18 protein-coding genes are annotated in these 23,576 nt (G+C 71.1%); 17 read left to right on the forward strand and 1 reads right to left on the reverse strand.

The window, feature by feature from the left end:
- Positions 1-34: 34 nt before the first annotated feature.
- Positions 35-1,189, reverse strand: coding sequence for an RNA-guided endonuclease InsQ/TnpB family protein (locus KZ829_RS34195; protein ID WP_220147983.1), 1,155 nt, complete (start codon positions 1,187-1,189; stop codon positions 35-37).
- 299 nt (positions 1,190-1,488) lie between these two features.
- Between KZ829_RS34195 and KZ829_RS34200 the strand changes: the two genes are divergently transcribed.
- The 17 genes from KZ829_RS34200 to KZ829_RS34280 all read left to right on the forward strand — a co-directional run bounded on the left by KZ829_RS34200 (position 1,489) and on the right by KZ829_RS34280 (position 23,519).
- Positions 1,489-3,015, forward strand: coding sequence for a sugar ABC transporter ATP-binding protein (locus tag KZ829_RS34200; RefSeq protein ID WP_220147984.1), 1,527 nt, complete (start codon positions 1,489-1,491; stop codon positions 3,013-3,015).
- Positions 3,016-3,116: 101 nt separating this feature from the next.
- On the forward strand, positions 3,117-4,088 hold the full coding sequence (locus KZ829_RS34205) for an ABC transporter permease (RefSeq protein WP_372453957.1): 972 nt from the start codon (positions 3,117-3,119) through the stop codon (positions 4,086-4,088).
- 98 nt (positions 4,089-4,186) lie between these two features.
- Positions 4,187-5,242 (forward strand): substrate-binding domain-containing protein, encoded by a 1,056-nt coding sequence (locus tag KZ829_RS34210; protein ID WP_220147986.1) that lies wholly within the window; start codon positions 4,187-4,189, stop codon positions 5,240-5,242.
- 53 nt (positions 5,243-5,295) lie between these two features.
- Positions 5,296-6,477 (forward strand): Gfo/Idh/MocA family protein, encoded by a 1,182-nt coding sequence (locus KZ829_RS34215; protein ID WP_220148064.1) that lies wholly within the window; start codon positions 5,296-5,298, stop codon positions 6,475-6,477.
- Positions 6,478-6,709: 232 nt separating this feature from the next.
- A complete protein-coding gene (locus tag KZ829_RS34220; protein ID WP_220147987.1) occupies positions 6,710-7,855 on the forward strand; it encodes an inositol-3-phosphate synthase in 1,146 nt (381 codons plus the stop codon).
- Positions 7,852-8,694 carry an SCO3242 family prenyltransferase gene (locus KZ829_RS34225; RefSeq protein ID WP_220147988.1) on the forward strand — a complete coding sequence of 281 codons (843 nt, stop codon included), beginning with the start codon at positions 7,852-7,854 and terminating at the stop codon, positions 8,692-8,694. Before KZ829_RS34220 ends, KZ829_RS34225 begins: the two co-directional genes overlap by 4 nt.
- A 58-nt stretch (positions 8,695-8,752) precedes the next feature.
- Positions 8,753-9,586 (forward strand): sugar phosphate isomerase/epimerase family protein, encoded by an 834-nt coding sequence (locus KZ829_RS34230; RefSeq protein ID WP_220147989.1) that lies wholly within the window; start codon positions 8,753-8,755, stop codon positions 9,584-9,586.
- A 13-nt stretch (positions 9,587-9,599) separates the two neighbouring features.
- A complete protein-coding gene (locus KZ829_RS34235) occupies positions 9,600-10,121 on the forward strand; it encodes an EboA domain-containing protein (RefSeq protein WP_220147990.1) in 522 nt (173 codons plus the stop codon).
- Positions 10,122-10,141: 20 nt separating this feature from the next.
- Positions 10,142-10,993 carry a TatD family hydrolase gene (locus tag KZ829_RS34240; protein WP_220147991.1) on the forward strand — a complete coding sequence of 284 codons (852 nt, stop codon included), beginning with the start codon at positions 10,142-10,144 and terminating at the stop codon, positions 10,991-10,993.
- Positions 10,993-12,108, forward strand: coding sequence for a metabolite traffic protein EboE (eboE, locus tag KZ829_RS34245; protein WP_220147992.1), 1,116 nt, complete (start codon positions 10,993-10,995; stop codon positions 12,106-12,108). The genes KZ829_RS34240 and eboE overlap by 1 nt, the downstream gene beginning before the upstream one ends.
- Positions 12,105-13,451: an alkaline phosphatase family protein gene (locus tag KZ829_RS34250; protein ID WP_220147993.1), complete on the forward strand. Its 1,347-nt coding sequence runs from the start codon at positions 12,105-12,107 to the stop codon at positions 13,449-13,451. The genes eboE and KZ829_RS34250 overlap by 4 nt, the downstream gene beginning before the upstream one ends.
- An 11-nt stretch (positions 13,452-13,462) precedes the next feature.
- The gene (locus KZ829_RS34255) at positions 13,463-14,500 is read left to right on the forward strand and encodes a polyprenyl synthetase family protein (RefSeq protein WP_308285777.1); all 1,038 of its coding nucleotides are present in this window, start codon (positions 13,463-13,465) and stop codon (positions 14,498-14,500) included.
- Positions 14,501-14,616: 116 nt separating this feature from the next.
- A complete protein-coding gene (locus KZ829_RS34260; RefSeq protein ID WP_220147994.1) occupies positions 14,617-17,409 on the forward strand; it encodes a PQQ-dependent sugar dehydrogenase in 2,793 nt (930 codons plus the stop codon).
- 11 nt (positions 17,410-17,420) lie between these two features.
- Complete coding sequence (locus KZ829_RS34265) at positions 17,421-19,118, forward strand: ThuA domain-containing protein (protein WP_220147995.1); 1,698 nt, start codon at positions 17,421-17,423, stop codon at positions 19,116-19,118.
- 179 nt (positions 19,119-19,297) lie between these two features.
- Positions 19,298-20,305, forward strand: a complete 1,008-nt coding sequence (locus KZ829_RS34270) for a sugar phosphate isomerase/epimerase family protein (RefSeq protein ID WP_220147996.1) — start codon at positions 19,298-19,300, stop codon at positions 20,303-20,305.
- Between the two features lie 234 nt (positions 20,306-20,539).
- Positions 20,540-21,457 carry a sugar phosphate isomerase/epimerase family protein gene (locus KZ829_RS34275; protein ID WP_246636759.1) on the forward strand — a complete coding sequence of 306 codons (918 nt, stop codon included), beginning with the start codon at positions 20,540-20,542 and terminating at the stop codon, positions 21,455-21,457.
- A gap of 1 nt (position 21,458) precedes the next feature.
- Positions 21,459-23,519 (forward strand): PQQ-dependent sugar dehydrogenase, encoded by a 2,061-nt coding sequence (locus tag KZ829_RS34280; RefSeq protein WP_220147997.1) that lies wholly within the window; start codon positions 21,459-21,461, stop codon positions 23,517-23,519.
- Positions 23,520-23,576: the final 57 nt, after the last annotated feature.

Below are 23,576 nucleotides of genomic sequence, written 5' to 3' on the forward strand. Positions count from 1 at the left end.
CATCCCCGTGGATGAATTCGGGGGATTTCCCAGCTCAGACTGCACCTGATCCACCTCGGAAGGAGGCGATCCGATGTCTTACGTCGTCGGCACTGGCACGGTCGCGTTCGGCCGTGGCGAGGATCGTCCTCGCGGCGTTGAGGTCGCGGTCTGCGGTGTATCCGCAGGCCGGGCACTCGAAAGTCCGGACGCCCAGTCCGAGGCGGTGATTGGCTCTCTCGCCGCACCCGGAGCAGGTCATGGTGGTGTAGGCGGGCGGCACCAGCACCACCTTCCGGCCCGCCCGCGTGCCACGTTCGATCAGTTCCTTCTTGCAGGCGCTGATCGCGGCGTCGGCGGCCTTGCGGGCCATCCGCGACTTGGTCAGGAACTTCGGTTTGAAGTCCTCGACGGCGATCAGTGCGTGGTGGTCGGTAAGCCGTTTGGCCCAGGCGCGGGCGTCGTGGGTGTTCTGCCGGGCCGCCTTCTTCGAGATGCGGGCCGCCTGCCGCTTCGCGGCCAGATAGCCCTTCGACTGCGGCTGGCTCCCGCGCCGGCGACGGCGGGCCATCCTCCGCTGGGCCTTGGCCAGCTCAGCCGCACACCGGCGGTGGTGTCCAAGATGCGGCAGGTCGAAGCCAGGGCTGGTGGTGGCGGCGGTGGTCTTCACACCCCGGTCCACACCGATACCCGGCAGGTCCGCCTCGGGGGTCTCGGCCCGGTCGTGGGTGACCACGAACGATGCGTACCAGTGGCCAAGGTTGTCGCGGTAGACGCGCACGGACGTCGGGCTGGACGGCAGCTCGCGGGACCAGGCGACGGGGACGGTGACCTTGTTCGGCAGGTGCAGGCGGCCGTCTCTGATCCGGAAGCCCCGGGTGGTGTACTCCAGGCTCGGCAGGGCGTCCTTCTTGCGCTTCTTCTTCGGCCGGCCCCGGCCCTCGATCGTGAACGAGGCACCCAGGGCGGCAGCGTAGGTGCGCAGGGTCTGCTGTTGGGCGACCTGCGAACCGTCACGCAGCCAAGCCAGCCGGGAACGGGTCTCGGTAAGCAGCTTCGACAGCTTGCCGAACGTCGGCTTACGGCCGGAGTTCTGCTGGTGCACGGCCTCGTTCCACAGCCAGCGGCAGCGGGACCACTCGTCGAGCAGTGCGGCCTGCGCCTGCCGGCCGGGCCGCAGGCGATAGGTGTACCGCACCGTCTCCACCACAACCGCAACTGTACATGCGACCACCTGACGCATGTAAACAAGGTGCCTGTGCGTCAACTCGTACATCGTCGCCACGGCCGGCGGCGCAACCCTGGAGATCGTGAAAGAGGTATGTCGAGAACCAGCGCACCGTCTGATCGGACGCCCATCCACCCTGACCGCGGATGGGCCATCACCGACCTGCTCCGCAGGAGTTCCGTTTCCTTTCCACGGCTAAAGCCGAGGGTTTCCATGGAGGGGCTTTCGATGAGCAAGATCGTGACCTCCTGGCGGTGCCCCAACGAAGCGGAGGTGATGTCATGAGCGAACCCGAGGTCGTGCTCAAGCTGACCGATCTGGTCAAGACGTTCCCCGGGGTGCGGGCCCTCGACGGGGTGCAGCTCGAGGTGCGGGCCGGTGAGGTGCACTGCCTGCTCGGGCAGAACGGCGCCGGCAAGTCCACGCTGATCAAGGTGCTGTCCGGGGTGCACCGGCCGGACGCCGGCACGGTCGAATGGCTCGGCCAGCCGGTCGCCTTCGCCAACCCGCAGGCCGCCATGAAGGCCGGCATCGCCACCATCTACCAGGAACTCGACCTGGTCGACGACCTGTCGGTGTCGGAGAACGTCTTCCTCGGCCACGAGCCGCGCCGGCTGGGGTTCATCCGGCGGGGCGCCATGGCAGACCGGACCCGGCGGATCCTCGGGTCGCTCGGGCACGAGGAGATCCCGGCCCGCCGGATGGTCCACGCGTTGCAGGCCGCCGGGAAGCAGGTGGTCAGCATGGCCCGGGCGCTGTCCCAGGAGGCCAAGTTGATGATCATGGACGAGCCCAGCGCGGTGCTCGCCCACGACGAGGTGGAGAACCTTTTCCGGATCATCCGCAGCCTCACCGCCCAGGGCATCGCCGTCATCTACATCTCGCACCGGCTGGAGGAGATCCGCGAGATCGGCGACCGGGTCACCGTGCTCAAGGACGGCCGCACCACGGCCGCGAACCTGTCCGCCAAGGACACCCCGACCAGCGAGCTGGTCAGCCGGATGACCGGCCGGACCATCGAGTACGTGTTCCCGCCCCGCCCGGAGGAGCCGCCCCAGGGCGAGGAACTGTTGCGGGTCGACGGCCTGACCCGGGCCGGCGAGTTCCGCGACGTCTCGCTCAGCGTCGCCGCCGGGGAGATCGTCGGCATCGCCGGACTGGTCGGATCCGGCCGTTCCGAACTGCTCGAAACCGTCTACGGCGCGCGCCGGGCCGACACCGGAACCGTAACGCTCGGTGGGCGCAAGCTGCGGCCCGGGAGCGTCGGCTCGGCCGTTCGGGCCGGCATGGGCATGGCCCCCGAGGAGCGCAAGAGCCAGGCGCTGCTGCTCGGCGAGCCGATCTACCGCAACATGACGCTGGCGACGTTCAGCGGCCTGGCCCGCCTGGGTTTCACCGACGCCGGGCGCGAACGCTCCGAGGCCGACCGGATCGCCGCGTCGCTGGATCTGCGCCCGCGTGACGTACGCCGGCCGGTGGGCACGCTGTCCGGCGGCAACCAGCAGAAGGTCGTGGTCGGGCGCTGGCTGCTCGGCGACACCCGCCTGCTGCTGCTCGACGAGCCGACCCGCGGCGTCGACGTCGGCGCGCGGGCCGAGCTCTACCGGGTGATCCGCCGGCTCGCCTCGGAAGGGGTGGGCGTGCTGCTGGTCTCCAGTGAGGTGCCCGAGGTGCTCGGCCTGTCCGACCGCGTGCTGGTGATGCGCGAGGGACGGGTCGTCCGCCAGGCGCCCTCCCACGAACTCGACGAAGACACGGTGCTCGACCTCGTGATGGCGGGGTCGTTGATGGAAGGGACGCCAGCGTGACGCTCAGTGAAGGCACCGGTCTGGCGGTGCCCGGCGCCGCCACGGAACCACCGGGCGGGGCCGCGCAGAAGCGGTCGTGGGCCGGCGAGTCCGGCGAGTCGGTGGCCCGCAACCTGGTCCTGGTCGGTGTGCTCGTCGCGCTGATCGTCATCGGCGCCATCACCCAGCCGCAGCTCTACAGCGATTCCACCTGGGTGTGGAACAACATGGTGTCGATCCTGCAGCTGGCGTCGGTCGTCGGCGTGGTCACGGTCGGGATGACGTTCGTCATCATCGGCGGCGGCATCGACCTCTCGGTCGGCGCGATCGTCGCCCTGGCCGGGGTGTGGTGCACGACGCTGGCCACCCAGTCGTACGGCACCATCGGCATGATCTTCACGGCGATCGTGGTGGCCGTGTCCGTCGGCCTGATCAACGGGGTGCTCATCTCGTACGGCCGCCTGGTGCCCTTCATCGCCACCCTGGCGATGCTCGTGTCGGCCCGGGGCCTGGCCGCGGCGATCTCCGGCAAGCAGACGCAGATCTCCGCCAACACCTTCATCAACAGTCTCGCCAGCGACCGGGTCCTGGGCGTCCCGCTGCTGGTCTACATCCTCGCCGTCGTCGCGGTGGCCGGCTGGGTGCTGCTGAACCGCACCACGTTCGGCCGGCGCACGGTGGCGGTCGGCGGCAACCCGGAGGCCGCGCGCCTGGCCGGCATCGACGTCAAACTGCACACCATGCTGCTCTACGGGCTGTCCGGTCTGTGCTGCGGCATCGCCGCGATCATGCTGACGTCGCAGGCGACCTCCGCGCAGGCGGCCATGGGCAACCTGTACGAGCTGGACGCCATCGCCGCCGCGATCATCGGGGGCACGCTGCTCAGCGGGGGACGGGGCACGATCGTCGGTTCCATCCTGGGCGTGCTCATCTTCGCCACGATCACCAACCTGTTCGCCATCAACGGTCTCTCCACCGAGGCCCAGAACATGGTGAAGGGCGGCATCATCGTCGCCGCGGTCCTGGTCCAGCAGTTCCGCTTCAAGTCCGTCACGCAGTTCTTCGCCCGGAACCGGGCGACCACCACCAGCTGAACCCAGCTTCCTCCGCGAGGTGACCGTCCGTCGGACGGCCGCCGGGACTCGCACACCCTTCACACCCCCGTCCTCGAGACGAGACATAGGAGATGGCCATGGAAAAGATCAACTCCGACCTGTCGCGGCGCCGGCTGCTCTTCGGCGGCGCCGCGGTGGGTGCGGGAGCCCTTCTCACCGCGTGCACCAGCAACGATGCGGCGCCGACCACGGCGCAGACCAAGGACTCCGGAAACGCCGAGGGCAACGCGGCGCCGGGTCAGAAGGTCGTCATCGGCTTCTCCGCCCCCGCGGCCGACCACGGGTGGATCGCGGCCATCACCAACAACGCCAAGGCGCAGGCCCAGGCCTACTCGGACGTCGAGTTCAAGTCGGTGGAGGCGGGCGCGGACGCCGCCGCCCAGCGCGCGGCGCTGTCCACGCTGATCGGGCAGAAACCCAACGTCATCGTGCTGCTCCCGCACGACGGCAAGGAGCTCAACTCGTTCGGCCTCGAGGCGATGGCCGCCGGCATCCCGGTGGTCAACCTGGACCGCGCCTTCCCCGACGCCCGCGCCTACCGCACCCAGATCAAGGGCGACAACTACGGCATGGGTGTGGCCGCGGCCGACTACATCATCACCCAGATGAAGGTGAAGGGTGTCACCGCCCCGATCATCGGCGAGATCGCCGGCATGGACGAGCTGGAGCTGACCCAGGAGCGGTCCAAGGGCTTCAGCGACACGCTGGCGGCGGCCGGGTTCAAGGTGGCCAACCGCCGTGCGGCCCGGTTCACCGTCGACTCCGGCCAGCAGGAGGCGGCACAGCTGCTCCAGGCGCTGCCGAAGATGGACGCGCTCTGGAACCACGACGACGACCAGGGCGTCGGCGTGCTGGCCGCGATCAACCAGGCCGGGCGCAGCGAGTTCATCATGGTCGGCGGCGCCGGCTCGAAGCAGGCCATCGAGACGATCCTGGCCGACAACACCGTGCTCAAGGCGACGGTCACCTACAGCCCGTCGATGGCCTCGTCGGCCATCTCGCTGGCCCGGCTGATCGGCCAGAACAAGGGTATGTCCGACCTGGTGGAGCTGCAGGTGCCGAAGGACATCGTGCTGGCCTCGGAGACCATCACGAAGGGGAACGCGAGCAGCTACGCCAAGCTCGGGTTCTGACCGCGTACGGGGGGAGACCCATCTTGTCCACGCAATCGCAACTGCGGGTCGGCATGGTCGGCTACGCGTTCATGGGCGCCGCGCACTCACAGGCGTGGCGCACCGTGAACCGCGTGTTCGACCTGCCCCTGCATGCCCGGATGACGGCGGTGTGCGGCCGTGACGAGGCGAGCGTCGCCGCCGCGGCGGCCCGGCTCGGCTGGGAGCAGCACACCACCGACTGGCGGGCGCTGGTGTCCCGCGACGACATCGACCTGATCGACATCTGTACGCCCGGGGACAGCCACGCCGAGATCGCGATCGCCGCACTCGCCGCCGGCAAACACGTCCTCTGCGAGAAGCCGCTGGCCAACACGATCGACGAGGCCCGGCAGATGGCCGCCGCCGCGGAACGGGGGGCGGCGGCCGGCGTCCGGTCGATGTGCGGATTCAACTACCGGCGGGTGCCCGCGGTCGCGCTGATGCGGCGGATGGTGGCCGACGGGCGGATCGGCGACATCCGGCACATCCGTGCCGTCTACCTCCAGGACTGGATCACCGACCCCCAGTTCCCGCTGGTCTGGCGGTTGCAGAAGGACAAGGCGGGCTCCGGTGCGCTCGGCGACATCGGCGCGCACATCATCGACCTCACCCAGTTCGTCACCGGTCAGCGCATCACCGGGGTGACCGCGCTGACCGAGACGTTCGTCAAGGAACGGCCACTGCCGCAGGCCTCCAGCGGGCTCAGCGCGGCGGCCGGGGACGGCAACGGCACGGTCACCACCGGGCAGGTGACCGTCGATGACGCCGCGCTGTTCCTGGCCCGGCTCGACGGGGGCGCGATCGCCACGTACGAGGCCACCCGCTTCGCGACCGGCCGCAAGAACGGGCTGCGCGTGGAGATCAACGGCTCGCTGGGGTCGATCGCCTTCGACTTCGAGCGGATGAACGAGCTCGAGTTCTACGACGCCACCGAACCGTCCACCGAACAGGGCTTCACCACGATTCTGGTGACCGAACCGGATCACCCGTACCTGTCCGCCTGGTGGCCGCCCGGCCATGGGATCGGTTACGAGCACTCCTTCACCCACCAGGCCCGCGACCTGATCGAGGCGATCGCCACCGGCGCCGACCCCGCCCCGTCGTTCATCGACGCCCTCCAGGTGCAGCTGGTGCTGGACGCCGTCCTGCGCTCGGCCGGGCACGGCTCCGGCTGGACCGACGTGGAGCCGATCTTCGCGGAGGTGGCCGCCTGACCACTGCTGAACGACCTGGCTCTTCCACCACCCGCGAGGGTCCGGACACGGTGCGCCCCGTGTCCGGACGGGCGGCGGGAGAGACGACCGCCACCCGGTGCGGCACGGACGGGATTCCCGCGCCGGACCGGGTGACCCCCTGAACGGCAGGCGGAGCCGGAACGCCGCACCGGTTCCGTCTGCCCGCCCGCCGCCGGCACTGTCCGGCACCGCCAACGAATTCGGAGGAGTCATGTCCCTGGGTGTCTGGCTGGTCGGCGGTCGCGGCAGCGTCGCGGTTACCAGCATTGTCGGAGCACTGGCCATGCGCGCCGGCCTGGCCGCGCCGACCGGGTGCGTCACCGAGCTGCCGGGTCTGCGTGCCGCCGCCCTTCCCGGTTTCGGTGATCTCGTCTTCGGCGGCCACGATCCGTCCACGGTGCCGCTGACCAAGCGGGCCGAGGCCCTGGCCGACGCCGGGGTCGTCCCGGCGCGCCTGGTGGCCGCCGTGCAGGCCGACCTGGCCACGGTGGATGCCCGGATCCGGCCGCTGCCGTCCGCCAGCACCCCGGCGGGGACGGCCGGCCTCATCATCGCCGACCTGGTGGAGTTCCGGGAACGCCACCGGCTGGACCGGGTCGTGGTGGTGAACGTCGCCTCCACCGAGCCGGTCGCCGAGCCGGATCCGGCACACGCCGAACTCGCGCTGCTGGAGGCCGCCCTCGCCGCGGGACGGCCGGTGCTGCCGCCGAGCGCGCTGTACGCCTACGCGGCACTGCGGGCCGGCTGCCCGTACGTCGACTTCACCCCGTCCACCGGCGCCCGGCTGCCCGCCCTCGACGAACTGGCCCGGCGGCAGGGGCTGCCGTACGCCGGGCGCGACGGCAAGACCGGGGAGACCCTGCTCAAGTCGGTGCTGGCGCCCATGTTCGCCCAGCGCAACCTGGACGTGCTCACCTGGTCCGGCATCAACCTGCTCGGCGGCGGCGACGGGGCGAACCTCGCCGATCCGGCCGCCAACGACGCCAAGACCGCGAGCAAACAGCGGGTCCTGCGGGAGACGCTGGGACAGCAGCCACAGGGCACGGTCCGGATCGAGTACGTCGAGGACATCGGCAACTTCAAGACCGCCTGGGACCTGGTGACGTTCGCCGGTTTCCTCGGCACCCGGATGCGCCTGGAGTTCACCTGGCACGGCTGCGACTCGGCGCTGGCCGCCCCGCTCGTCCTGGACCTGGCCCGGCTGACCGGCGCCGCACACGCCGCCGGGCGCTCCGGGGCACTGACCGAGCTGGCCTTCTTCTTCAAGGACCCACCGGGCGACGTCCCGCACGGCCTGGCCGACCAGTACCGGCTGCTCACCGATTTCGTCGCCGGCCTGGACCGGGCTCTGCCGTGACCGGCTGGCGGGATCTGGCCGAACTGGTACGCGCGCCCGCCGCCCTGTCGGTGCCCGGTGACGTGATCGCCGGAGCGGCCGCGGCCGGCACCCTGCGCCCCCGGACACTGGCGCTGGCCGGCGCGTCCGTCTGCCTCTACTGGGCGGGCATGGCCGCGAACGACCTCGCGGACCGGAAGATCGACGCGGTCGAACGACCCGGGCGGCCCATCCCGTCCGGCCGGGTCCGGCCCGGCACCGCACTGGGCGTCGCCGCGGCCCTGACCGGAGCGGGGGTCACGATCGCGGCGCTCGCCGGGGGCCGCCGGGCCGCCGCGGTCGCGGTTCCGCTGGCCGGCGCGGTCTGGGCGTACGACCTCATCGCCAAGAAGACCGCCGCCGGACCGGCCGTGATGGCCGCCTGCCGTGGGCTCGACGTGCTGCTCGGCGTCGGCCCCGGGCGGTACCGGGCAGCGGTTCCGGCCGCCGCCACGGTCGCCGCGCACACGTACCTGATCACGCTGTTGTCCCGCCGGGAGACGACCGGCGCCACCGCGTCGCTGCCCGCCTCGACCCTGGCCGGCACCGCGGTGGTCGCGGGCGTCGCCGCCTCACCGAGAACGACCGTCGGCGGAGTGCTCTCGGCCTGGTACGCGGCCCGCTTCGGCGCCGCCCAGCAACGTGCCCTGACCAGCCCGGACGCGGCGACGTTGCAGGGCGCGGTGACGGCCGGGATCACCGCGTTCCCGGCGTTGCAGGGCGCCCTGACCGCCCGCGCCGGCCGTCCCGCGGCAGGCGTCGCGGTGGCCGGCGCCGCGCTCCTGGCCGGCCCGCTGGCACGGAAGGTGAGCCCCACATGAGCGAGCTTGCGAGCGAATTGAACTCATGGCGGCGCCGGAGCGAAGCGGAGGTGACGACATGAGCGGCCTGCGGTTCGGCTACGGCACCAACGGGTTCGCCAACCACCGGCTCGACGACGCGCTCGCCGTGATCGCCGACCTGGGCTACCAGGGTGTGGCGCTCACCCTCGACCACGACCACCTCGATCCGTTCGCGGGCGACCTGGCCCGCCGGGTCGGCGAGGTGTCCGCCCGGCTGTCGTCGCTCGGGCTGTCCGTGGTGATCGAGACCGGCGCCCGGTACCTGCTGGATCCGTGGCGCAAACACTCACCGACCCTGCTCGACGACGACCGGGAACCGCGGCTGGAGTTCCTGCGCCGGGCCGTCGACGTCGGCGCCGACCTCGGCGCCGAGGCGGTGTCGTTCTGGGCCGGGGTGCGTCCCGCCGCCGTCGGCGAGGCCACCGCCTGGGACCGGCTCGTCGACGGCTGCGCGCGGACCGTCGAGGCGGCCCAGCGGCGCGGCGTGACACTCGGCTTCGAACCGGAGCCGGGCATGCTCGTGCCGGACATCGCCGGCTGGCGGCGGCTGCACACCGACCTCGGCGCACCGCCCGCCTTCGGCATCACCCTCGACATCGGGCACTGCCGCTGCCTGGAGCCGATCCCGGTGCCCGACTGCGTCACGGCGGTGGCCGAACACCTGGTCAACGTCCAGATCGACGACATGCGGCGCGACGTCCACGAGCACCTCGAATTCGGCACCGGGGAGATCGACTTCCCGCCGGTGCTGGCGGCCCTGTCCGCCGCCGGGTACGAAGGGCTGGTCGCCGTGGAACTGCCCCGGCACTCGCACGCCGCCCCCACGGTCGCGGCCCGCTCACTGGAATTCCTGAGAGCCGCCGAGAAGTAGACGAGGAGGCGCCATGGAACAGAACCCCTGGCTCACCGACGCCGTCGCGAGAGTCGCCGGCACACCCCGGGCGATCGTGCGCCTGTTCGCGGCGGCCGGCCGCCACACCCGCCCCGAGGAGAACGCCCGGACCCGGCTGCTGCTCGCGCTGCCACCGGAGACGGTGCCCTACTGGGTCGACGACCTGTACCGGCACGGCGACGCGGGCGAGAAACTGGCGATCCTCACGGCACTGCCGGCGCTGCCGCTCGGCGCCGAGGCGGTGCCGCTGCTGCACGACGCGCTGCGCACCAACGACACCCGGCTCATCACGGCCGCGCTCGGCCCGTACGCCCGGCATCTCGACCAGCACACCTGGCGGCACGCCGTGCTCAAGTGCGTCTTCAACGGCGTACCCCTGGAAAAGATCGACGACCTGGACCGGCGCGCCGACCGTGAGCTGGCCGCGATGGTCTCCGCCCTGCGCGCGGAGCGCGAGGCGGCCGGGCGCCGACTGCCCGACGACGCGTACCGCCTGCTCGACCGCATCCCCTGACCCGTCCCCTGGGAGGTCCCGTGCGCATCTTCGACCCGCATATCCACATGACCTCACGCACCACCGACGACTACGGGCGGATGGCCGCCGCCGGAGTCCGGGCCGTCGTCGAACCGGCCTTCTGGCTCGGCCAGCCACGCACCAACCCGGGCTCGTTCACCGACTACTTCGACTCGCTGGTCGGGTGGGAGCCGTTCCGGGCCGCCCAGTTCGGCATCCGCCACCACGCCACCATCGCCCTGAACCCGAAGGAGGCCAACGACCCACGCTGCCGGCCGGTCCTCGACCTGATCCCGCGCTACCTCGACAAGGACACGGTGGTGGCGGTCGGCGAGATCGGGTACGACGCGATGACCCCGGAGGAGGACGAGGCGTTCGCCGTGCAACTGGCGCTGGCCGTCGAACATGAACTGCCCGCACTCGTGCACACCCCGCACCGGGACAAGGCGCAGGGCGTGAAACGGACCCTCGACGTGGTGCGGGAGAGCGGTATCCAGCCCGGCCGGGTGGTCGTCGACCATCTCAACGAGGTGACCGTCGGCGACGTGCACGACACCGGCTGCTGGATGGGCTTCTCGATCTACCCGGACACGAAGATGTCACCACCGCGGATGGTGGAGATTCTGCGCTCGCACGGCCTGGACCGGATGCTGGTCAACTCGGCCGCCGACTGGGGCCGCTCGGATCCGCTGCTGACCCGGCGCACCGGCGAGGCGATGCTCGCGGCCGGGTTCAGCGACGACGACGTGGACCGGGTGCTGTGGCGCAACCCGGTCGCGTTCTACGGGCAGTCCGGGCGCCTCGACCTGAGCGAGACCGGCGACACCGGGCCGCTCTTCGAGGGCAGCTCGATCCTGCGAGGGGGCAGCTGATGCGGGTCCGCCGCCAGGACGGCCGGCCGGTCCATCTCAGCTACTGCACCAACGTGCACCCCGCCGAGGACCTGCCCGGCATCATCGGCCAGCTCGACACGTACGCCGTCGCGGTCCGGGAACGGCTCGGCACCGACGTGCTGGGGCTGGGCCTGTGGCTGGCCGCGCCGGTCGCCGCCGCGCTGGCCGACGACGGCGAGACCCGTCTCCGGTTGCGCCAGGAGCTGGACGTGCGCGGTCTGGAGGTGGTCACCCTCAACGGCTTCCCGTACGAGGCGTTCCAGGCGCCGGTGGTCAAACATGCCGTCTACCGGCCCGACTGGACCACTCCCGAGCGTTTGGACTACACCCTGGACCTGGCCCGGATCCTGGTCGACCTGATGCCCGCCGACGCCGACCGGGGTTCGGTGTCGACGCTGCCGCTGGCCTGGCGTGAGCCGTGGACGACGGAGAGCCACGACGCCGCCCGGCGGATGCTGGACCGGCTCGCCGAGGGCCTGGCCGAGATCGCCTGGCAGACCGGCCGGGTGGTCCGGGTGGCGTTCGAACCGGAGCCCGGCTGTGTCGCCGAGACCACCGCGCAGGCCGTCGAGATGCTGGCCGGCACGGACACCGACCGGCTCGGCGTCTGTCTGGACCTCGCCCACCTGGCGTGCGCCTGGGAGGATCCGAAGGCGGCGGTGGACCGGCTGGCCACGGCCGGGATCCCGATCGTCAAGGTGCAGGTGTCGGCCGCCCTGGAGGTCACCGATCCGGTCGCGGCCCGGCCGGTGCTGGAGCGGTACGCCGAACCCCGGTTCCTGCACCAGACCCGTAGCGCCGCCGGCCACGCCTGCGACGACCTGGACCTCGCCCTGGCCGAGAACCCGCCCGGCCCGTGGCGCATCCACTTCCACGTGCCGCTGCACACGCCACCCGCGCCACCGCTGACCGCCACCACACCGCTGCTGCGGGACGCGCTCGCCGTCGTGGACTGCGACCACTACGACGTGGAGACCTACACCTGGGACGTCCTGCCGGCCGGGCAGCGGCCCACCTCGCCCGCGGAACTGGCCGACGGCATCGCCGGTGAGCTCGCCTGGACCCGCGACCAGCTGACCGGAGCCCGCGCATGACGAAACTCGTGGTCCTCGACGTGGTCGGCCTGACCCCGCGCCTGCTCGAACACATGCCCCGGCTGCGGGCGATCGGCTCCGTCAACCGGCTCGACCCGGTGCTCCCGGCCGTCACCTGCTCGGTGCAGGCCAGCCTGCTGACCGGGGAGACCCCGGCCGGGCACGGCATCGTCGGCAACGGCTGGTATTTCCGGGACCTGGGCGAGGTGCTGCTGTGGCGCCAGCATCACGCCCTGGTCGGCGGGGAGAAGGTGTGGCAGGCCGCCCGCAAACGGTCCCCGGGCTACACGGTCGCCAACATCTGCTGGTGGTACGCCATGGGCGCGGACGTCGACTGGACGGTCACCCCGCGGCCGGTCTACCACGCCGACGGCCGCAAGGAGCCGGACTGCTACACCGACCCGCCGGAGCTGCACGACGAGCTGACCGCGAAACTGGGCACCTTCCCGCTGTTCACCTACTGGGGACCGGGCGCCGGCCTCGCCTCGTCGACGTGGATCTGCCGGGCCGCCGAACACGTGATGGCCGCCCACGACCCGGACCTGACCCTGGTCTACATCCCACACCTGGACTACGACCTGCAACGGTACGGCCCCGGCGACCCGCGCGCGGCGGCCGCCGCGGCCGAACTGGACACCGTGCTCGGCCCGCTGCTGGACGCCGCCGCGGCCCGCGGGGCGACGATCGTGGCGCTGTCGGAGTACGGCATCACCCCGGTCCACCGGCCGGTCGACGTCAACCGGCGGCTGCGCGAGAAGGGCCTGCTGCGGGTCCACACCCAGGCCGGCATGGAGTACCTGGACCCGTGGACCTCACGGGCGTTCGCCGTCGCCGACCATCAGGTCGCCCACGTGTACGTTCGTGATCCGGCCGATGTTCCGGTGGTCGCGGCGCTCCTCAAGGACCTTCCGGGGGTCGCCGAGGTACATGACGGTCTCGGCCACGAACGCTCCGGTGAGCTGGTGCTGGTCGCCGAACCGGACGCGTGGTTCACCTACTACTACTGGCTCGACGACGCCCGCGCCCCGGACTTCGCCCGGCTGGTGGACATCCACCGCAAGCCCGGCTACGACCCGGCCGAGCTGTTCTTCGATCCCGCCGGGCCGGCGGCCGCGAAGCGCCGGGCGGCCGTCGCGCTGGCCCGCAAGAAGGTCGGCATGCGCTACCTGATGCGGGTGGTCGGCCTGGACGCCGGCGCGCGAGCGGTCCGCGGCTCGCACGGCCGCCTGCCGGACCGCGCCGAGGACTCCCCGGTCCTGCTCTGCTCGGACCCGGCCGGTGCCGTCGGCCGGATCGCCGCCACCGAGGTGAAGAGCCTGCTGTTGCGCCTGGCCGAGCGGTAGGGGAGGCGATCGTGACACTGCGGGCCCGGTTCGACGCCCAGCTCGCCGTCTTTCTCACCGGGCAGGGCCCAGAGTGGCCCGAGGGCGCGCCACGGGGGCTGTTCAGCACGCTGCAACGGTTCCTGCTGTCCGGCGGCAAGCGGCTGCGGCCGACGTTCTGCTACTGGGGCTGGCGCGGCGCGGACGGCGAGGACGGTCCGGGCATCGTCACGGCGGCCGCGGCGCTGGAGATCTTCCACGCCTTCGCGCTGATCCACGACGACATCATGGACGGCAGCGAGCGGCGCCGTGGCGAGCCGTCGGTGCACGCGCTCTTCGCCGATCTGCACACCCGGTCGGCGTGGCGCGGCGACGCGGCGCGGTACGGGCGCAACACCGCGCTGCTCTGCGGCGACCTGTGCGCGGCCTGGGCGGACCAGATGTTCCTGGGCTGCGGGCTGAGCGACGAGCAGGTGAGCCGGGGGTACGCGGTCTTCGGCGCCATGCGCACCGAGGTGATCGCGGGCCAGTACCTCGACCTGGTCTCCGGGGTGGGCGACGGCTCGACCGCCAGCGCCCTGACCGTGATCCGGCTCAAGTCGGCCCGGTACACGGTGACCCGGCCGTTGCAGATCGGCGCGGCCCTGGCCGGCGCCGGGGAGGGGCTGCTGGCGGACTTCGCCGAATTCGGTGATCCGCTCGGCGACGCCTTCCAGTTGCGTGACGACGTGCTCGGGGTGTTCGGTGATCCGGTGGTGACCGGCAAGCCGGTGCTCGACGACCTGCGCGAGGGCAAACGCACGGTGCTGACGGCGCTGGCCCGGGAGGCGGCCGGTCACCGGCAGGCGGCCCGGATCCGGGCGCTGCTGGGCAGCCCGGACCTGGACGAGGAGGGCGCGGCCGAGCTGCGCCGGATCATCGTCGACACCGGCGCGCTGGACGGCGTGGAACGACTGATCAAGCTGAGGGTGGAGTCCGCCCTGGCGGCGCTGGCCGGATCGGGGATCGCGCCCGAGGTGGCGGCCCGGCTGACGGCGCTGGCGCACGAGTTGGTTGACCGTCAGCGGTGAAAAGTTCCGTACGTAGTGACAAAAGTCGATGGTTTCTTTACTGTTTCGGCAAGGTGAAGTCGGCGGCGCGACCACCCATTCCTCACGTTCCTCAGCCCTGAAGGGATGGCCGCATCATGCCCGTTTCGTCCCGCCACCGATGGTGGACCGCCGGCTCCATAGCCGCTCTGATCCTCGCGACCGGCCAGGCCCCAGCCCAGGCGCATCCCGTGAACCCCGCCGACTTCCAGCAGGTCACCCTCGCCAAGGGGGAACCGGAGGTCGGCGAGCCGATGAGCCTCGCCGTGCTGCCGGACCGCTCCGTGCTGCACACCGCACGCAACGGCACGCTGCGCCGCACCGACGCCGCCGGCAACACCGCCGTCGTCGGCACCCTCGCGGTCTACACCCACGACGAGGAGGGGCTCCAGGGCGTCGGCGTCGACCCCGGCTTCGCCACCAACCGGTTCATCTACCTCTACTACGCCCCACCGCTGAACACCCCGGCCGGCGACGCCCCGGACACCGGCACCGACTTCTCCGCCTGGAACGGCGTCAACCGCCTCTCCCGCTTCACCCTCACCGCGGACTGGAAGCTCAGCGCCGAGCGCACCGTCCTCGACGTGCCGGCCACCCGCGGCATCTGCTGCCACGTCGGCGGCGACATCGACTTCGACGCGGCCGGCAACCTCTACCTGTCCACCGGTGACGACAGCAACCCGTTCCAGTCGGACGGCTACACCCCGATCGACGAACGCGCCAACCGCAATCCGGCCTTCGACGCCCAGCGGACCGCGGCGAACACCAACGACCTGCGCGGCAAGATCCTGCGCATCAAGGTCAACGCGGACGGCACGTACAGCTCGCCGGCCGGGAACATGTTCGCCCCGGGCACGGCCGGAACCCGCCCGGAGATCTACGCGATGGGCTTCCGCAACCCGTTTCGGATGACCGTCGACAAGGGCACCGGCGTGGTCTACGTCGGCGACTACGGCCCGGACGCCGGATCGTCGTCCACCCGCGGACCCAGCGGCCAGGTCGAGTTCAACCGGATCACCGCGCCCGGCAACCACGGCTGGCCGTACTGCACCGGCACCAACACCTCCGCCGAGACGTACGCCGACTTCAACTTCGCCACCGGCGCTGTCGGCGCCACGTTCAACTGCGCGGCCGGGCCGGCCAACAACTCGCCCCGCAACACCGGCCTCGGCACGCTTCCGGCGGCCAAGACCTCCTGGATCCGGTACGGCGGGGACGCCGGCACGCCACCGGAGTTCGGCGGCGGCTCCGAATCGCCGATGGGCGGCCCGGTCTACCGGTACGACGCCGCCAACCCCTCCACCACGAAGTTCCCCCAGTCGCTGGACGGGCACTTCTTCGCCGCCGAGTTCGGCCGCGGCTGGATCAAGCCGATCCACGTCGGCGCCGACGGCTCGGTCGGCGAGATCTCGGCCTTCGCCTGGAACGGCAAGCAGGTGATGGACCTCGCGTTCGGGCCGGACGGCGCGCTCTACGTGCTCGACTACGGCACCGGCTACTTCAACGGCGACGAGAACTCGGCGCTGTACCGGTACGACTACGTGGGCGGCGGCAACCGGGCGCCGACCGCGGTGGCGAACGCCAACCAGACCTCCGGGCAGGCGCCGCTGACCGTGCAGTTCTCCTCGGCCGGCTCCACCGACCCCGAGGGCGGGGCGCTCACCTACCGCTGGGACTTCGGCGACGGCGGCAGTTCCACGGCGGCCAACCCGTCGCACACGTTCACCGCCAACGGCGCCTACGACGTGAAACTCACCGTCACCGACCCGCAGGGCGCCACCGGCAGCGACAACGTGCAGGTCGGGGTCGGCAACACCGCCCCGACCGTACGGATCGGCGCACCCGGCGACGGGCAGGTGTTCGCCTTCGGCGACACGATCGCCTACTCGGTGACCGTCACCGACCCGGAGGACACCACCATCGACTGCACCAAGGTCAAGATGACCTACGTGCTCGGCCACGACCAGCACGGGCACCAGATCACCTCGAAGACCGGCTGTACCGGCACGCTCACCATCCCGGTCGACGGCGAGCACGACACCGCGGCGAACATCTTCGCCGTGTTCGACGCCGAGTACACCGACACCGGCGGCCTGACCACGCACACTCAGCACACCCTGCAACCCGCGCACCGGCAGGCCGAGCACCACCGGGCCTCCTCCGGCGTCGCCCCGATGAACAAGCCGGAGGCCGAGGGCGGCAAGACGGTCGGGGACATCCACAACGGCGACTGGGTCGCGTTCCAGCCGTACCAGCTCGGCAACGTGTCCCGCTTCAGCGCCCGGGTCTCGTCGGCCGGGGTGGGCGGCACCATCCAGGTGCGGGCCGGCTCGGCCACCGGAACCGTGCTCGGCTCGGCCACCGTGCCGGTGACCGGCGGCTGGAACGTCTTCACCGACGTCGGCGGCGCCCTCACCAACCCGCCGGCCGGCGCCACCACGCTGTACCTGACGTTCAGCGGCGGCGCCGGGGCACTCTTCGACGTCGACGCGTTCACCCTCACCGCGGCCCGTACCGGCCCGGTCGTCGGCTTCGCCGGCAAGTGCCTGGACGTCAACGGCGGCGGCACCGCCGACGGCACCAAGATTCAGCTGTGGACCTGCAACGGCTCGGCCGCGCAGGTGTGGACGGTCAACGGTCAGGTGTGGCGCAACCCGCAGTCGGGCAAGTGTCTCGACGTGGCCGGCGGCGCGACCGCGAACGGCACCAAGGCGCAGCTGTGGACCTGCAACGGCACCGGCGCCCAGAACTGGACGGCACAGGCCGACAAGACGGTCCGGAACCCGGTGTCCGGCCGCTGTCTCGATGTGTCGCAGAACAGCTCCGCCGACGGCCAGCAGATCCACATCTGGGACTGCCTGGGCGCCGCCAACCAGCAGTGGAACCTGTGAGGAGGGATTCCATGCGCAGCAGACTCTCCCTGGTGATCGCCGCAGCGCTGACCACCCTGGCCTGCACCGCGGCGCCCGCCCCGGCCGTCGCGGCCGACACCCCGTACGACGTCCTGGTCTTCTCCGAGACCACCGGCTTCCGGCACGACTCGATCGCCGCGGGCGTCCAGGCCATCCGTGACCTGGGCGCGGCGAACAACTTCACGGTCACCGCGACCGAGGACTCCACCGCGTTCAACGCCACGAACCTGGCCCGCTTCGAGACCGTCGTCTTCCTGAACACGACCGGCGACATCCTCGACGCGACCCAGCAGAGCGCCTTCGAGGCGTACATCCGTGGCGGTGGTGGATACACCGGCATCCACTCGGCGGCCGACACCGAGTACGACTGGCCGTTCTACGGACAGCTCGCCGGCGCCTGGTTCGCCTCGCACCCGGCGGTCCAGCAGGCCACCGTCAGGGTCGAGGACCGGGCGCACGCGGCCACCGCACACCTGCCGCAGACCGTGCAGCGCACCGACGAGTGGTACGACTACCGCACCAACGCCCGCAGCACCGCACACGTGCTGTCGACGCTCGACGAGTCGTCGTACTCCGGCGGGCAGATGGGCGCCGACCACCCGCACTCCTGGTGCAAGACCCTCGACTCGGGCCGCTCGTTCTACACCGGCGGCGGGCACACCCAGTCCGCGTACAGCGAGCCGGCGTTCCGGGCGCACCTGCTCGGCGGGATCCGCTACACGGCCAAGCGGACCCACGCCGACTGCCGTCCGGAGACCGGCTACACCGCGCTCTACAACGGCTCCACCAGCGGCTGGTCGCAGGCCGGCCCCGGCGCCTTCACCAGCACCGACGCCACCCTGACGTCCACCGGCGGCATGGGCCTGTACTGGTACTCGGCCAAGCAGTTCACCAACTACTCGCTCAAACTCGACTGGCGGCTGGCCGGGGACGACAACACCGGCGTCTTCCTCGGGTTCCCGCCGTCCAGCGACCCCTGGTCGGCGGTGAACAACGGCTACGAGATCCAGATCGACGCCACCGACGCGGCCGACCGCACCACCGGCTCGGTCTACACGTTCAAGGCCGCCGACATCGTGGCCCGGGACGCGGCGCTCAACCCGCCGGGGGAGTGGAACACCTACGAGATCCGGGTCGAGGGCGAGCGCCTCCAGGTCTTCCTCAACAGCGTCAAGATCAACGACTACACCAACACCGATCCGGTACGGTCGCCGGCCGGCCACATCGGCATCCAGAACCACGGTGACGGGGACGAGGCGTCGTTCCGCAACATCCGGATCAGGGAGCTGGGCGGACCCGTCGGTGGAACCGGGCCGGTCGTCGGCCTGGCCGGCAAGTGCCTCGACGTGAGCAACGGCGGCTCCGCCGACGGCACCAAGATCCAGCTGTGGACGTGCAACGGCAGCGGCGCGCAGAACTGGCAGGTCAGCGGCCAGGTCTGGCGCAACCCGCAGTCGAACAAGTGCCTGGACGTGTCCGGCGGCGGCACCGCCAACGGCACCCGGGTGCAGCTGTGGACGTGCAACGGCAGCGGCGCGCAGAACTGGGCCGCGCAGGCCGGCGGCACGGTGCGCAACCCGCAGTCGGGCCGGTGCCTGGACGTGTCGCAGAACAGTTCCGCCGACGGGCAGCAGATCCACCTCTGGGACTGTCACACCGGCGCGAACCAGCAGTGGCGTCTTCCCTAGACGTACCACCGCTACTAGGGTGGGTTGCGGCGACCGTGGACACAGCGGTGTCCGGGACGGGAGGCGCAACCCACCCCGGCATACCCGCCGCACCCTGCCCTGACCGCTCGCCTCACTCCGGCTCCTCGCGCCGGGCATCGAATCCCGTTTTCGAGACACTGCTGCGAGGAAGTGAGACCATGGCACGACCGATCACCCTGTTCACCGGTCAGTGGGCCGACCTGCCGTTCGACGAGGTGTGCCGGCTGGCCTCCGGCTGGGGTTACGACGGCCTGGAGATCGCCTGCTGGGGCGACCACTTCGAGGTCGACAAGGCGCTCGCCGACGACGGCTACCTCGACCGCAAGCGCGAGACCCTGGCCAAGCACAACCTCAAGGTCTTCGCGATCTCCAACCACCTGGTCGGCCAGGCGGTCTGCGACCACCCGATCGACGAACGGCACCGGGACATCCTGCCGGCCCGGATCTGGGGCGACGGCGAACCCGAGGGCGTGCGCCGGCGGGCCGCCGAGGAGATGAAGGACACCGCCCGTGCGGCCGCCAAGCTCGGCGTGCGTACCGTCGTGGGTTTCACCGGGTCGTCGATCTGGCACACGCTGGCCATGTTCCCGCCGGTCCCGCCGTCGATGATCGAGCGCGGCTACGCCGACTTCGCCGACCGCTGGAACCCGATCCTCGACGTCTTCGACGAGGTCGGCGTCCGGTTCGCGCACGAGGTGCACCCCAGCGAGATCGCCTACGACTACTGGACCACCAAACGCGCGCTGGAGGCGATCGGGCACCGGCCCGCGTTCGGTCTCAACTGGGACCCGTCGCACTTCGTCTGGCAGGACCTGGACCCGGTCAACTTCATCTTCGACTTCGCCGACCGCATCTACCACGTGGACTGCAAGGACGCGAAGGTGCGCACCGGCGACGGCCGGCGTGGCCGGCTCGCCTCCCACCTGCCGTGGGCGGACATGCGGCGCGGCTGGGACTTCGTCTCCACCGGTCACGGTGACGTGCCCTGGGAGGACTGCTTCCGGGCGCTGAACGCGATCGGCTACGACGGCCCGATCTCGATCGAGTGGGAGGACGCCGGCATGGACCGGCTCGTCGGCGCCCCGGAGGCTCTCCAGTTCGTGCGCGGGCTGGCGTTCGACGCGCCGTCTGCGGCGTTCGACGCGGCCTTCTCCTCCAACCAGTAACCCTTCCCTCCCGGTCTGAGAGTCCGGCTGGGCGCCCGTGCGCGCCCGGCCCGGACCACCACGCCCTTTCGTCGGACAGAACGAAAGTTAGATTGATCCATGCGGATGTTTCTCTAGAGACGATTGTGAATACGCGGTAACGTGCGGTACGGAAACCGCTCTGCACGAAAGTTGCCGCCTGCGAGCGCTCCTCGCAGGCCATCCGTGTTCACTGCCGTAACCGGAGGCACCACCATGCATGAGTCACCATCCCGTCCGTCCGCCCTGAGCCGCCGCAACCTGCTCGGCGCCGTGGCCGCCGGCGCCACCGCCACCGCCATCGGATCACCCGCCGCGGCCGGGGGCGGCGGCTCTCCGCACCGGGTTCCCCGCGACCAGATCAGCGTGCAGCTCTACACGCTGCGCAACCAGCTCGCCATCGATCTCGAGGGCAGCCTCGCCGAACTCGCCGAGATCGGCTACACCCGTGTCGAGCACGCCGGATTCGTGGGCCGCACCGCCGCCCAGTTCCGGGCCGCCCTCGACAACGCCGGCCTGCGCGCCACCTCCGGCCACGCCGGCATCCCGCAACCGTGGAACGCCGAGACCTGGAAACGCACCCTGGACGACGCCGCCGTCGTCGGCAACAAGTTCATCGTCCACCCGTACTTCGGCACCGGGCCCACCGGGCCGATCCGCGACGGCGCCGTCTACCGCGCCTTCGCCGCCGACCTCAACAAGGCCGGCGAGCTGGCCCGCAGGGCCGGGCTCAGCTTCGGCTACCACAACCACCACAACGAGTTCCTGCGCCAGACCGGCACCGAGACCACCGGCTTCGACATCCTCACCGGCGAGACCGACCCCCGCCTGGTGCACCTGGAGGTCGACATCTACTGGGCCTGGCGCGGCGCCGCCGACCCGGTCGACCTGATCGAGCGAAACCGCCGCCGAATCAAACAGGTGCACGTCAAGGACATGGCCGTGAGCAGCGGCTTCGCCGACCCCGGCGACGGTCTGATCGACTTCGAGCGGGTGTTCCGCCGCGCCCACGAAGCCGGCCTCATCGAATACATCGTGGAACGCGACGACGCCGGCAGCCCGCCCCGCACCCCGGAGCAGGCCCTCGACACCGCCCGCGTCGGCTACCAGTACCTCGCCGGGCTGAGGTACTGACATGCGACGGCTCGTCACCGGCGCCGCCGCGGCCCTGCTCGCCACCACCCTGGTCACCGGCTTCGGCAACCCGGCCCAGGCCGCCCCGCCGGACACCGACTTCCAGAAGGTCACCCTCAACGACTACCCGGGCGAGCCGATGGCCCTGGCCGTACTGCCCGACAAGCGGGTGCTGCACACCGCCCGCCGCGGTGAGGTGCGCATCCACGAGCCGCGGACCGGCCGCAACGTCCTCGCCGCCACCATTCCGGTCTACCTGCACGACGAGGAGGGTGTGCAGGGCATCGCCGTCGACCCCGACTTCCGCCACAACCACTGGGTGTACGTCTACTACTCGCCGGTGCTGAACACCCCGGTCGACGACCCGGCCACGCCGAACGTCAACGAGGGCAACGCCCCGGAGAACGGCGCCGCCGCCGACTTCGCCCCGTTCAAGGGCCACCTGCAACTGTCCCGGTTCAAGCTGCGCGGCAACACCCTCGACCTGCGCAGCGAACAGCGGATCCTCCAGGTCCCGGTGGACCGGGGCATCTGCTGCCACGTCGGCGGGAAGATCGACTTCGACCGGCACGGCAACCTCTACCTCTCCACCGGCGACGACACCAACCCGTTCGCGTCCAGCGGATACACCCCGATCGACGAGCGGGCCGGGCGCAACCCCGCGTTCGACGCCCAGCGCAGCTCCGGCAACACCAACGACCTGCGCGGCAAACTCCTGCGGATCACCGTCAAGTCGAACGGGACCTACACGATCCCGCGCGGCAACCTGTTCAAACCGGGCACTCCGAAGACCCGTCCCGAGATCTACGCCATGGGCCTGCGAAACCCGTTCCGCTTCGACGTGGACGAGCGCACCGGCGTCGTCTACATGGCCGACTACTCGCCGGACGCGCGCAACGCCGACCCGGCTCGCGGGCCGGCCGGGCACGGGCGCTGGATGGCGATCGACAAGCCCGCGAACTACGGATGGCCGTACTGCGTGGCGCCCGACATGCCGTACGTGGACTACGACTTCGGCACGAGCACCTCCGGGGCGCCGTTCAATTGCGCCCAGCCGGTCAACGAGTCGCCGAACAACACCGGCCTGCGGAACCTGCCGCCGGTGGAGAAGGCGGAGGTCGTCTACACGTACACGGCCAGCGCCCAGTTCCCCGGGCTGGGCACCGGCGGCATCGGGCCGATGGGCGGGCCCGCCTACCAGTACGACCGGCGCAACACCTCACCGTTCCGCTGGCCGGCCGACTTCGCCGGGAAACCGCTGTTCTACGAGTGGACCCGCGACTATGTGAAAGCCTTCACCCTGGACCGCCGCGACCAGGTCACGGCCGTCGAGGCGGTCCTGCCGTCGATCATTTTCGACAACCCGATGGACCTGGAGTTCGGGCCCGACGGCGCGCTCTACGTCCTCGAGTACGGCGACGGCTTCTTCGCCGAGAACCCGGAGGCACAGCTCGCCCGGATCGACTACGCGCCGAAGAACAAGACGCCGATCGTGAAGATCAGCGGGTCGCCCACGGTCGGGTCGGCGCCGTTCACGGTGAACTTCACCAGCGCGGGAACCGTCGACCCGGACGGCGACGCCCTCCGGTACGCGTGGGACTTCGACGCGGACGGCGACGTCGACTCGCGTCAGGCCGATCCGTCCTGGACGTACACCGAGAACGGTGACTACCGGGCCACCCTCAAGGTCACCGACTCCACCGGCCGCTCCGCCTCCGCGGAGTTCCGCCTGCACGTCGGCCCGGTGGCGCCCACCGTGTCGTTCGTGACACCGACCGAGGACCAGCCGTTCACGTTCGGCGACACCGTCACCTTCCAGGTGAACGTGGTCGACGACCGGCCGGTGAACTGTGCGAACGTCCAGGTCTCCTACATCCTCGGCCACGACGAGCACGGCCACCCGCTGTCGACGACCTCCGGGTGCAGCGGCTCGATCACCACGTTCGTCGACCCCGGGCACGCCGGGGCGGAGGGCCTGGTGGCGGTCTTCGTCGCCGAGTACACCGACGGTGACGGCCAGACCGGCTCCGCCGAGGTGGTCCTCACCCCCAGCACGCCCTGATACGCGAGACGGCCCGGCTCTCCATGGCCGGGCCTGTCCCGATGGGTCCGACTGGAT

The organism is Actinoplanes hulinensis, from assembly GCF_019429605.1.
GTDB lineage: Bacteria > Actinomycetota > Actinomycetes > Mycobacteriales > Micromonosporaceae > Actinoplanes > Actinoplanes campanulatus.